Source organism: Alteromonas lipotrueiana (genome assembly GCF_019249245.1).
Taxonomy (GTDB): domain Bacteria; phylum Pseudomonadota; class Gammaproteobacteria; order Enterobacterales; family Alteromonadaceae; genus Alteromonas; species Alteromonas lipotrueiana.
This window is the reverse complement of record NZ_JAESDK010000017.1, coordinates 58,178-70,815: the sequence shown is the minus strand read 5'-3', so window position 1 is coordinate 70,815 and position 12,638 is coordinate 58,178. Positions and strand designations below refer to the sequence as shown.

At 46.5% G+C, this 12,638-nt stretch carries 10 protein-coding genes; all 10 read right to left on the bottom strand.

The features are described from left to right. Positions 1-191: 191 nt before the first annotated feature. On the bottom strand, positions 192-1,706 hold the full coding sequence (putP, locus tag JK130_RS12140) for a sodium/proline symporter PutP (protein ID WP_218354592.1): 1,515 nt from the start codon (positions 1,704-1,706) through the stop codon (positions 192-194). Positions 1,707-1,850: 144 nt separating this feature from the next. Further along, the gene (locus JK130_RS12135) at positions 1,851-2,558 is read right to left on the bottom strand and encodes a DUF3379 family protein (protein ID WP_218354591.1); all 708 of its coding nucleotides are present in this window, start codon (positions 2,556-2,558) and stop codon (positions 1,851-1,853) included. Next, positions 2,551-3,063 (bottom strand): sigma-70 family RNA polymerase sigma factor, encoded by a 513-nt coding sequence (locus tag JK130_RS12130; protein WP_246587790.1) that lies wholly within the window; start codon positions 3,061-3,063, stop codon positions 2,551-2,553. The genes JK130_RS12135 and JK130_RS12130 overlap by 8 nt, the downstream gene beginning before the upstream one ends. A 163-nt stretch (positions 3,064-3,226) precedes the next feature. Beyond that, positions 3,227-5,092 carry a DUF885 domain-containing protein gene (locus JK130_RS12125; RefSeq protein ID WP_218354589.1) on the bottom strand — a complete coding sequence of 622 codons (1,866 nt, stop codon included), beginning with the start codon at positions 5,090-5,092 and terminating at the stop codon, positions 3,227-3,229. Between the two features lie 40 nt (positions 5,093-5,132). Continuing rightward, a complete protein-coding gene (locus JK130_RS12120) occupies positions 5,133-6,836 on the bottom strand; it encodes a BatD family protein (protein WP_218354588.1) in 1,704 nt (567 codons plus the stop codon). Beyond that, positions 6,836-8,839 (bottom strand): vWA domain-containing protein, encoded by a 2,004-nt coding sequence (locus JK130_RS12115; protein WP_246587789.1) that lies wholly within the window; start codon positions 8,837-8,839, stop codon positions 6,836-6,838. The genes JK130_RS12120 and JK130_RS12115 overlap by 1 nt, the downstream gene beginning before the upstream one ends. Positions 8,840-8,847: 8 nt before the next feature. Continuing rightward, positions 8,848-9,864 (bottom strand): vWA domain-containing protein, encoded by a 1,017-nt coding sequence (locus JK130_RS12110; protein WP_218354586.1) that lies wholly within the window; start codon positions 9,862-9,864, stop codon positions 8,848-8,850. Then, positions 9,857-10,384, bottom strand: coding sequence for a DUF4381 domain-containing protein (locus tag JK130_RS12105; RefSeq protein ID WP_218354585.1), 528 nt, complete (start codon positions 10,382-10,384; stop codon positions 9,857-9,859). The genes JK130_RS12110 and JK130_RS12105 overlap by 8 nt, the downstream gene beginning before the upstream one ends. Continuing rightward, complete coding sequence (locus JK130_RS12100; RefSeq protein WP_218354625.1) at positions 10,381-11,337, bottom strand: DUF58 domain-containing protein; 957 nt, start codon at positions 11,335-11,337, stop codon at positions 10,381-10,383. Before JK130_RS12100 ends, JK130_RS12105 begins: the two co-directional genes overlap by 4 nt. Positions 11,338-11,341: 4 nt before the next feature. Beyond that, on the bottom strand, positions 11,342-12,298 hold the full coding sequence (locus JK130_RS12095; protein ID WP_218354584.1) for an AAA family ATPase: 957 nt from the start codon (positions 12,296-12,298) through the stop codon (positions 11,342-11,344). Positions 12,299-12,638: the final 340 nt, after the last annotated feature.

Below are 12,638 nucleotides of genomic sequence, written 5' to 3'. Positions count from 1 at the left end.
AGTAAGCACGCGCCCACGTTAGATTGATGTTGAATAAGCGCAACGCGCGATTATGAGTAATTGTGGGGCGATAAAAGTAATGCAATATCGATGCATGTTATTCAAACGCACTCAAGTGCATGGGGTAATAGCGGCCACAAAAAAGCCACTTCATTTGAAGTGGCTTTTTTTACTGAACAAAGAACTATCGATTAGCGCAGTTCTTCATCCATTTTTTTCTGAAATGCATCAAAGGTATCTTCAACACCTTCACGAGGCTTGCCAGATTTAGACAAAATCATGATAGTGATACAAGACAGTACAAAGCCAGGGACAATTTCATACATCCAGGCACTAAGTGGTTTACCGTCAATCTGGAATGGCGCGTAAATCCAGAACAATACGGTTAAGGCACCAACAACCATGCCACCCAGGGCAGCGCGACGGGTCATGCTACGTTTAAACAAACTAAACAATACCAGTGGACCAAATGCTGCGCCAAAACCAGCCCATGCGTTACTAACCAGTGTCAAAATGGTGCTGTCTCGATCATAGGCCAGATAAATAGCAACGGCAGCCACGACTACCACCGATAAACGACCGGCAACAACCAGTTCGGTATCTGACGCATTACGACGCAAAAACGCCTGGTAAAAATCGCTGGTTAATGAACTTGAAGTAACCAGCAGCTGCGATGAGATTGTACTCATAATAGCGGCCAGAATTGCGGCAAGTAAGAAACCACCAATTAATGGATGAAAGAGAATCTGAGACAGATAAATAAAGATTGTTTCAGGGTCTATCTGCACATCGCCTTGCGCAGTGACATAAGCCAGACCAAACAAACCGGTAATCAAGGCACCGATAATAGAAACAATCATCCAGCTCATGCCGATGTTACGTGCGGCCGGAACATCTTTGACGCTACGAATCGCCATGAATCGCACGATTATGTGTGGTTGACCAAAGTAACCTAAGCCCCACGCCAGCAGGGAAATAATACCTATTATGGTCAGGTCTTTCTTGGTGCTGGCATCGGCAAACGGGTTAAGCAAATCAGGGTCGATGGCCCGCACAGCCTGAACTGCTTCATTAAATCCGCCCAGCTCCATAACGGTAACAATAGGTACCATTACCAATGACACAAACATGATACAACCCTGTACAAAGTCGGTCATGCTTACCGCCATAAAACCACCCACTAGCGTGTAAAGCACCACCACAGCAGTAGTCACATACAAACCGGTTTCGTAGGTTAACCCAAATGAAGATTCGAACAGTTTACCGCCGGCAACAACACCTGAAGAGGTATACAGGGTGAAAAACACAACAATAACAACCGATGCGATGACACGCAGTAACCGGCTATTGTCATCGAATCGATTCTCAAAGTAATCGGGCAGGGTAATTGCGTTGTTGGCAATTTCGGTATAGACCCGCAACCGTGGCGCTACCAGCAGATAGTTTGCTAATGCACCTAATACTAAACCAATGGCAATCCATCCGGCAGACAGTCCTGAGACAAACATCGCTCCGGGAAGACCCATCAGCATCCAGCCACTCATGTCTGAGGCGCCAGCAGAAAGCGCGGTTACCGCGGGGCCTAACTGTCGTCCACCCAATATATAGCCTTCGACATTAGTGTCTGTTTGCCTGTAGGCAAATAAGCCAATGCCAATCATGGCTGCAAAGTAAAGCCCTAATGAAATTATAGTACCTGTGGCCATAAATCCTTCCTTATTTTTTTTGGCATGCTAACAGGAACTTACGTAAGTCTCCATGAATGGGGGCAACTTGAAGGTGAATTAATTTGAAAAATGCGGGTTGGGAATAGCAAAAAGCCACTATGTGAAGTGGCTTAAATTGCTGTATCAGGCTGAAAATCTTATGCTTTTTCGTACTCTTTCTGATAATGGGTTTAAGTCAGCGTTTTTGTCCCCGACCACCAAAATGCTTGCTCTTTGTAAATCAAACCGGGTACCTTGAAAGTTGTTATTACCAAATTGTTCCGGGGCCTGATTTGCTTTTTCAGAAGGTAAAATAAACACCGACATGGGGCCTTGCTCGGTATCCAGTATTAAATGTAAGCTGCGAACCGACTGTAGATGACAAAAATTAGCCACCTGGATATTGCCTAACGTGCTGACTAATCGTCCCCCAAAGCTAGCGAGCTTTGCATTCACCTGCTCAATATTAACGGAATAACGGTTCTCCGGTAGTTCCTGGTTAAGATGAGTAACATGTGCCAAAGCCTGAGTTTCAAGGCTTGGCGGCCGTTGTACCAACCATAATGTGCTCATTACGCCTATTACCAATGCAATTGACGCGGCTAAGGCAGTATACCAGCGCTGTGTTTTGCGTCTTGCGTTAAAATCGTCAGTGGCTTGTTGCCAAATTAGTTTGTGGGCCAGACCCTCAGGTACGGGTATTTTTGCTGCCTGTTTCAACTCGTTATTCATTTGGCGAATGTGATCGCGAAAAGCTTGTTTATCAGGATCGGCTTCGGCGGCTTTAATGACCTCAGGGTCTAAGGTGTCGGGGTCGGCATAAATTCGACGCCGAAATTCTAACTCATCCATTTTGATGGCCTCGTACTTCTGGTGTCTTAACAAGGGTATCTTTAAGTTGATTACGGGCTCTGAACAAGCGTGTCATCACCGTATTTTTGTTCAGATTAAGCTGAGCTGCAATTTCTTCGCCACTGTACCCAAAAATAAGCTGCAAAATTAGCGGCTCACGATACTCCAACGTGAGTCCTGCCAGTAACCGATGCACTTCATTTTGTTGCACCGTGCTATCGGCAAAACACGTTTCATCCACTATGGCGGCTTCATCGTACTCGACAATATCCAGCTGTTTTTTTTCAAACCGACGGGCGTTTTCACGGCGAACTATAGTGATAAGCCAGGCTTTTGCTGCCTTTTCGTCTTTTAGCGCATCTAACGAGCGCCAGGCCCGTAAAAACGTTTCTTGGGCAATATCTTCAGCAATGCTTTTATCTTTCGCCAAATAATAAGCATAGCGGTAAATATCGGCATGAAAAGCATGTACTAAGGCTTCGTAGCGTTGTTGTTTTTGTTTCATGCCAGATAAGACCCGCACGCCTTGCAATTTATTTCGTGAGATGGGCATTTTTTAAAGATGCAGTAAAATAGTGCTATGAGCATAGCCGATTTAGCGGTACTGGCAATAAAAAACCCCGGCGATCGCCGGGGTTTATACTTAATCAATAACGTAAAATCAGAGTTTATTGATTTTTGGTTTTTTCAATCCACCCATTTATTTTGTCGGTCAGTACTGCCAGAGACACAGGCCCATCTTTAAGAATTTCGTCGTGAAATTCAGGGTAGCTGAATTTTTCGCCTAATTCTTGTTGGGCTTTTTCGCGCAATTCCATAATTTTCAGTTTACCAATCATGTACGCGGTAGCCTGGCCCGGCAGCGCAATATAACGCTCAATGGCCTTTTGTGCATCGTACTTGGGGTTTGGCGTATTCTGGACTAAATAATCAACCGCTTTCTCACGCGACCATTGCTTTGCATGGATACCCGTGTCGACCACTAAACGACAAGCGCGCCACAATTCCATAGCCAGACGCCCAAAATCAGAATAGGGGTCTTTATAAAAGCCCATGTCTTTCGCCAGCTCTTCGCTGTATAACCCCCAGCCTTCGGTATAAGCGGTCGCGCTTAAGAACTTTTGAAACATAGGAATGCCTTCAAGCTCTTGCGCAATGGCACGTTGCATATGGTGACCTGGAATACCTTCATGATATGCCAGCGCCTCCATTTGATAGGTTGGCATAGAGCTCATATCGTAAAGGTTGGCGTAGTATATCCCCGGGCGCGACCCATCCTGAGCCGGGCTTTGATAAAATGCTTTACCCGCCGATTGTTCGCGAAACGCTTCAACTCGTTTTACAATCATTTTAGCCTGAGGCGTGAGACCGAAATATTCGGGTAAGGCTTCACGCATATTATCGATATGTTGTTTGGCCTCGGTCAAATAGCGCTGACGACCTTCCTGGCTGTCTTCATAGTAAAATTGCTCATCGGTACGCATGAATTCAAAAAATTCCTGTAGCGTGCCGTCAAACTCTACCTCTTTCATGATGTCTTTCATTTCTTCATGAATACGTGCGACATTTTCAACGCCAATTTGGTGTACTTCTTCGGCGCTAAGATCGGTGGTGGTGTACCAGCTTAAACGATTGTCATACCAGGCTTTGCCTTCTGGTAAGCGCCAGACACCGTCCCCCTCTGGGGTAAGCTTTTCCTGGCTTTCTAATTCGCTTATCAGCGACTGATAAGCAGGCCGTACAGAGGTAAGCAGGGCTGCTTTTGCTTCAGCCAGCAAGTTTTGTTTTACCGTATCTTCGACATCCAGCTCGTTAATTTTGCCGTTAATATCTTCCCATAAAGTTGATGGAGACTCAGAAGTGTCAAACGGGGCGCCAGAAATAACATTTTCTGAGGCTTGAATCATTTGTTCATACGCCCACTTGGGAGGAAATACTTTTGCTTTTTCACGCAACTTCATTTGATCAATAACCTGATCAAAATAGCTATCGACTTTGTCTAACCGACTTATATAGGCTTTAGCATCGTCTTCGTTTTTAACGCTATGAATGTTTATCAAAAAGCTTGGGACCATGGTGTGAGGACCGCGAAACTGATTGATAACATAGTTATGATGGCGAAACTCGTCGTTCTCGATGCTGCGCTCAAGCTCGTAACGATATAGCTCTACACTTAGCTTTTCCTGTTCGTCTAAGTTTTGCGTATCAAAAGTATCCAACTCTTCCAGACGATTTTTTGATATAGCTATTTTTTGTTCTTTAGCTTCTTCGCTTACATCGTCCCATTCGCCATAATCCCATTTATAACCCAGATAGCTCTGCGAAACAGGAGAACGCTTAAGATCTTCCTCAAAGGTGCGTTCAAAAAACGCACTAAGCCGCTCAGACTCAGTTTGAGCACTCATTTGAGACTGATTTTCAGAGCTTTGACTCGCGTTTTTATTCGAGGCGTTTTCTTGCGGTGCGGGTGAACAGGCCATTAATCCGCTAATAGCCAGTGCTAACGCACTTAAACAAAATGTATTCTTTTTCATAAAAACTCCCTGGATTGATGTCATAACTGCTTTGTTCTTATTAATACAGCGGTGACAACGGTTGCTGTTGTTGTGTTTTTTGTTGTAAGTATTGTTGGCGCACTGCTTTAAGTGCACTTTGTAACGTTTGCGGGCGCCATTGTTCAGGGTGCGGACCGTATAATGTTGCCAGCATGGTATCTACGTGAGGCTGCAGGGGCGCGGTAAGCGCCCAGTCCGCAGGCCGGTTAAGTGGCTGGGGAGCGCTGTCTAATTGTTGAAGCCAGTAATTTAAAGCCCCCACCACAGCGTTTGCCTGGCCCGCCGATACAGCTTGCTCAAGCTTAAAGTAAGCTTTGCTTTCGCCGGAAGAATCTGAATCCGGTGTAACTGGGTGTGTGGTGTGCTTAAGTTGCTTAAGCTTTCTTTGATAATAAACAATAACCCACCCTAACAAGATTAACGTCAAAACCCAAAGCGCTAAGGGTATCCAGAACCAGACAGACAGGGGGTTTTGTGTTTGCACCACCTCGGGTGAATCTGCCTCAGGGACGGGTTTAGTAGCGTTGGGGTTATTTTCAACCACGGGCTTTACCGGGTTTGAATCTGGTAAAACGTTGCCATCAGCTACCACTTCAATACTTCGCGCCTTTAATGTGGCATATTCGGTTTGTTTAGTTAATACATTAAACCAGGGAACGGTAATCTCGGGAAGTACATACTTACCCGCTTTGGTGGGAATAATTGCTACCGAGGTTACCCGTTGTGCGATCAGCGTATTGTCTTTATCTACCGTGGCGGTCTGGCTTTGATCCGGATAAACTTTAAAACCGGGAGGATAATGTTCGGGAAACTCCGGAAGCTGCTCTTCAACTACTCCCATAGCGGTAAGGGTCATGGTTCGGGTGACAGGTTCGCCTACGGTAAATTTTTGCGCTTGCGGCCATTCTTCATGAATATCCACAAACTCGCTGGGAAGCCAATGGTAATCTATGTCGTCGGGTTTAGGGCTAACCGTTAATGTAATATCTGGACCCAACCGGTTAATTGTTTGTGTGCGATTAAAAAAGCCAAAGCGTTGGCCGGAGTTGGGGGCAAGAACCTCTCCGGAGAACACCGGGCCCTGAATGGTAAATTCGCCTGAGCGTTGCGGAACCACCGCAAAATTTCTTTCAATAACCTGATAGCGTCTGCCATTAACAATTTCAGTGCTACGCTGGTCTTCGCCTAAGGGGCTGATTTGCGCCTGTTCAAGTTTTGGCGCTTGCAGGCTGCCACGCTCAATGTCTGTGGCCAGGTATAACTTCACCGTATAGCGTATCTGCTGATTCAGATACACTTCATTGGTATCCACGCTGGTAGTCACATAAAAATCGCGGGCTGGCTCATCATTTGCCTGACTTACCGGAATCACTTTAACCTGTATAGGCTGGGTTTGCTGGCCTTCAATGGTGAAGGACGGAATGGTGAAGGTTCCTTTTTCTCTGGGGAATAACGTGGTGGTCCAGGTGGTGGTTTTGCTATGGGTACCATTAATGATACTGGTTCGATTGCTAATGGAGGTCCGGCCGACAACAAAGTCAGTTAGCAAGGGCGAGCTGTCAAAAGCATCACGAGAGGGATCGCCTGCTGCAATAACCGACAATCGAATTGCCTCATCCACCATTACCGGGTTTTTATCTATCTGAGCCCGTACATTTGTAACCTGGGCCTGACTCGGGACACTTATTATCAGGATTACAAGGAAGGTGACCAACTGTTTCATTACCACTCACTCCGATTAGAGGGGGGACGCCGATTGCGTCGCTGCTGAGCCTCAAGCTGCATTTTTCGTTTAAGTAAGAATGCCGGATCATCGGGTATTCTTTTTTTCAGGTTTTCTAACCTTTGTAAATTTTCTTTTTCTTCATCGCTAAGCTCTGCCTGAGACGCTACCTGGGCGTCAGTCTCAGATTGACCCTGCTCAGATGTGTCAGGTTCAGGTTTGTCAAACTGCCCCTGCTCTGGTCCATCTGCTTCAGACTCAGAGGGCGATGTCTGTTCTGTATCATCTGTTGTGTCTGCTTCAGGCTTTTGCGCCGGGTTCTGTTGGGTGTCAGAAGCGCCAGCCTCATTAGTGGCGGGTTTTGTCGGGTCGCTGTCGCTGGCACTATCGCTCTTGTCAGTTTTATCGCTGTCGTCCGCTTCGCCACTGTTGCTATTTTCGCTATTATCGGTGTTTTCTTTGTTATCACCTGATTGTTGATTCTGCGAGTCAGAACCTGACTGAGACTGATCGTTGGCGTTTTGGTTTTCGTTGTTTTGTTGTTGTTGTTGTTGTTGTTGTTGTTGTTGTTGCTGTTGCTGTTGCTTCAATAGCTGTTCAACAATGGATTTATTGTGCAGTGCTTCTTCATGGTTTGCATTTTTAGACAAGGCTTTATCATAAGCTTTTATCGCTTGTTCATACTGCCCTGATTTAGCCAGAGCATTGCCATGATTGTAAGCGCCTACTGCTGTTTCAGCGTTTTCGTATAACGCCGCTGCACTGTCAAAGTTGCCAGCTTTATATTGGGCTGCGGCTTGCCATGAGTCTTCTTCGAATGTGTCGGCAGCTTGTTCATATGCGTCTTTTTCAAACAGTGCTAAACCTTGCTGATCAGCATTTTTAAACACCCGGCTAGGCCAATTTAAACTTTGCTCAGCTTGTGATTCAGTATTAACCGGATTCGCAGTTTGCGCAGCAACCGGCGTAGGCATGGTCAAAGAGAGCCCCACTAAAGTCACACAAAATACTGTGGCTCGTCTGAAACAAAGCAGAACCAAAGGCAAACAAAGTAACAGCAGATACGGGCCGTATTCTTGCCACTGATCACCACTATATTGGTTTTGCTGCTCTTCAGATAATTGCTTTTCGGTGTTTTGAAGGCTTCCGGCTAGCATTTTAATATCGCTTTCCCGCGCTGAGATTTCAGTAAATATACCCCCAGAATTTGAGGCCAGAGGCTCTAATGAATCAACCCGCAATCGGGGGATTACAATCTGCCCGCGAGTATCTTTTAGTAACTCACCGCTTGCCTGTTTTATAGGCGCACCTTGTTGGGTTCCTACTGCCAGTATATTTACGGTAAAGGGCAGGGTGGCGATATATTCTTGTAATTCCTGCTGCTGAGCACGGCTGATTCCATCTGTTATCCAGAAGATGTTTCCTTGCTGGTAGCCAGCATTGGTCAGCAATGTACTGGCTTGTTCAATACCGCTAATAGGGTCGCTGCCCGGTACTGGCATAATTTCAGGGCTTAGACTGGGAATAAGCGCAGTGAGGTTCTTGTAATCTGCGGTTAGGGGACTGATAGTGAAGGCATCACCCGCATAAGCCACCAGACCGGTTTCACCCTCGCTGATGCTTTTTACCAAATCCATAGCTTTGTATTTTGCGCGGGTAAGCCGGTCTGGTGAAATATCGGTTGCCCGCATTGATAATGACATATCCATGACCACCACCTGGCCGGCCTTAACCTGATATACAGGCTGCGGTAAACGTTGCCAGGTAGGGCCGGCTAATGCCAAAGAGGCCAGTATCCACCCAGTTAGCAAAACAAAATGTAATGAAGACCCCTGACCAGACCGTCCCACATCAACCATCTTTTGGTATAAATGCGGGGCTATAACACCCTGCCAACCCGACTGCCGTATGCGCAATTGACGATAGCTCAGCCATACCAGAACGAGTAACGGGATGGCGAGTAGCCACCATGGTCGTAAAAAATGAAATTCCTGCCATGCCATATTAATCATTATTCACTATATTGTGCGTTTGATTCGGTTTGCGTGCGTCTTCGGGCTTTAAGTAGCAAAACGGCCAATGCCATTACGCTGATCAGCAAAGCCAGTGCTAAAGGGTAATAATAAAGAGCACTCAAAGGCCGCAATTTTTGGCTATCGCCTTTAATTGGTTCAAGCTCATCAAGTCGGCTGTATATTTGTTCGAGTTCCTGCGCATCGCGAGCACGAAAATATTTACCTCCCGTGGCTGACGCAATATCGGTCAGCATGTCTTCATCAAGCTCCCGGGACGGATTTACCTGACGACGACCAAAAAAGTTTTCTACAACCATTTGGTCAGCGCCCACTCCGATAGTGTAAACAGTAACACCACTTTCAACGGCTAATTCTTTTGCTTGGGCGGGTGTAATATTGCCGATGGTATTGCGACCATCTGTAAGCAAAATAACAACTTTATTGGTTTTTTCGCGAGCTTCCAGACGCTTTACTGCTAAACCTATCGCATCGCCAATTGCGGTCTGCTCGCCCACCAGACCAATAACCGATTCGTCAAGTAACTGTGCTACCGTATTGCGGTCAAATGTCAGGGGCGCTTGTAAATAAGCCGTATCAGCAAACAAAATCAGCCCTAAACGGTCTGAAACCCGGCGCTCAATAAAGTTGGCCAGCACAGACTTTGTCATGGTCAGTCTGTCTACCTGACGACCGTTGATGTTCATATCATCAATTTTCATGCTGCCCGACAAATCTACTGCCAGCATCATTTCGCGCCCTTCGCTAGAGATACTGACCGGTTCACCCAACCATTGTGGACGCGCAGCTGCCACAACCAACAATAACCAAATGAGCCATAACCAAATTGAAGCGGTGGCCAAACGGGCAGGGGGCTCAGAAGGCTGGGAGCTGACCGATAACAAATGGGGTACCAGCAGTGCACTTTCATCGGCGCCCGATTTGGCCGGCAGCCATTGCACCAACAACGGTAAAGGCAGCAAAAAAAGCAACCACCACCAGGCAAACTCAAACATGACTAGCCTCAGGGGTTACATTTTGCTGTGCATACCCATGGCGTCTGAAGTCTGCTTTTTTTAACCAATACTCGGCCGCCTTTTTACACTGGGGAAATTGGTTTTTCTGCGGTTTAGCAGGCTGATAAAGCATAGATTGCAGATGGCCAAGATCGTTGGCGGCCTGGGTCTGATGACTGGGTTTTAATTGCTTTAACAAAAACTGAGTCCAGCGCTGACCATATAAACCGGCGAGTTTTGGCGCCGGGTAATAGCTGATCGCGGTGCGCTTTAAAAGCTGATTGATTTGCGAAGGCCAGTCGTCGGCTTCCACACCTATATGGTTTAGCTCGTGTAATGCCTGACGCCTGGCTGCATTAAAGCGTCGCTGGCGTAGTAACCACACGGTCAGTATGACGGCGGCTGTCAAAACTGTGAATATCACTACCCACCAGCCCCAGGCAAGGGGCCAATACGACACGGTTTCCGGAATTTGGATATCTTTTAGCTGAGCCAGAAGCTGTTGTTCTTGTTCATTCATCGGTTATTTTTACTTTGCACAAAGAGTTGATGTTCCAGAGGTGAAGATGCACTAATTTCCTGAAGCGAAATGCCAGCTTCACGGTGCACGCGCGCAATGTGTTGATGTTGCAGCTGTTGTTGCTGTTGATAACGCTGTTGTAATTGGCTATTGCCCAACAACCAGGTTTGACGCTGCTGACCGTCAGAAACACTGACCTGCCGTTGACCCATAATGGTAGGTAATGCATGTTCAAATGGGTCGGTAATCTTTATCGATTTTACTTCGCTGTGCCGGGCAAGGTGCGCCAGATGCTGTGAAGAGGTATCGTCAAAAGAATGAAAATCAGAGATAACATACATCAGGCTGCCAGGTTTGACTAAACGGCGCGCCCTCGCGCACGCATCGGTAAAAGGAATAGCGGATGTCATGCCCGCCGCTTTACTATAATGGCTTTGAAGCTGAATGAGTTCATGACAAAGCGACAAAACTGCGCGTTTTCGTGACATGGGTTTGCATTCGCGATGACGTTCGCTGTTAAACAGCAAGCCGCCTAGCTTATCGCCGCGCTGTACTGCCGACCACGCAATAAGTGCCGATAAATGCGCGGCCTGGATACTTTTAAGCAGTAATTGTGTACCAAATTGCATTGACGTTGAAAGATCGCAAAGAATAAAAACCGGTCTTTCTCTTTCTTCACGATAAATTTTTGTATGGGTTTTACCGGTGCGGGCGGTTACCCGCCAGTCTATCGCACGAATGTCATCTCCAGCCTGGTAATGGCGTGCCTCATCAAACTCCATACCCCGGCCCTTATGCTTACTCAAGTATCCGCCCGAAAGCGCCGAGCGATGAGATTTGCCAGGCTTCAGATTCAGCAGATAGGAAAGTTGACGGTATCTAAGCAGTTCACCCGTCGTAAGCTCGATGCCGTTACTGTGTAGAGATGCCAGCAGTTGCGATTTGTTCTTCATAAAGCTACGGAACAGCCACCAGTTGAACAACACGATCAAGCACCTGATTGGCGGTTACGCCCTGAGCCTCAGCTTGATAAGACAATATAATCCGATGGCGAAGCACGTTGTGAAATACCGCCTGAATATCATCAGGACCCACAAATTCGCGACCCGCTAACCAGGCGTGAGCACGGGCACAGCGGTCAAGTGCGATAGTAGCGCGTGGACTTACTCCAAACTCTATCCAGTCACCAAGTTCGGTATCGTATTTTTCAGGCGTTCGGGTCGCCACCACCAGTTCAACAATATAACGCTCAAGCTCCGGCGCCATGTGCAGGTTAATGGCTTGTTTGCGAGCGGCAAAAATATCGGCCTGAGTCAGTTTAGTTAAAGTGGGCGAGCTCTTTTGACGTTCTTCGTCACGGGTTAACTGCAAAATTTGTAATTCAGTTTGCGCCTGCGGGTAGTCAATTTCAATATGCATTAAGAAACGGTCTAGTTGTGCTTCAGGCAAAGGGTAAGTGCCTTCTTGCTCCAACGGGTTCTGCGTGGCCATAACTAAAAACATTGCAGGCAAAGAATAGGTTTTGTTTCCCACCGTAATTTGGCGTTCTGCCATGGCCTCTAACAGCGCCGATTGCACTTTAGCGGGCGCCCGGTTTATTTCATCGGCTAGTACAAGGTTATGAAACAATGGTCCCTTTTGAAAAACAAACTCCCCGGTTTCAGGCCGATAAATATCGGTTCCGGTTAAGTCGGCAGGAAGTAAGTCAGGTGTAAATTGTACCCGGTGAAAGTCAGCATCCATACCATTTGCCAACGCATTTATTGCACGTGTTTTCGCCAGGCCGGGAGGGCCTTCTACCAATAAATGGCCGTCGGCTAGCATCGCAATAAGCAGGCTTCGGGTAAGTTGAGTCTGGCCAATTATCTGCGAATCCAGATAGGCGTGAAGTTGCTGAAACTGCTCTGCTGCCATAGCGTATTAATTTCCTGATCAAATAGCTGTGTTAATCACTACTAATATATGAAATAAAAGCATTAATATTATTTATTATTTGTTTCATATAAGGTCATCACCGATTACTTCAAGTTATTCTTAAAAGAATGCTTTGTAATTAGATAAAAAAATGGTCGTTGTATGACCTATGGAACAACGGTAACACGAGAATAAAGACAGAGTCTTTACGATGAGACAATTGGCAAATATAAACGACTGGAAAGCGGTGAGTCTTCCAAATGCTGTGGTAAAAGGCATTGTGAGGCTATTTGCTATTTTATCGATTGTCTGTAGAATCCTTTAAATCACAGGTCAGACC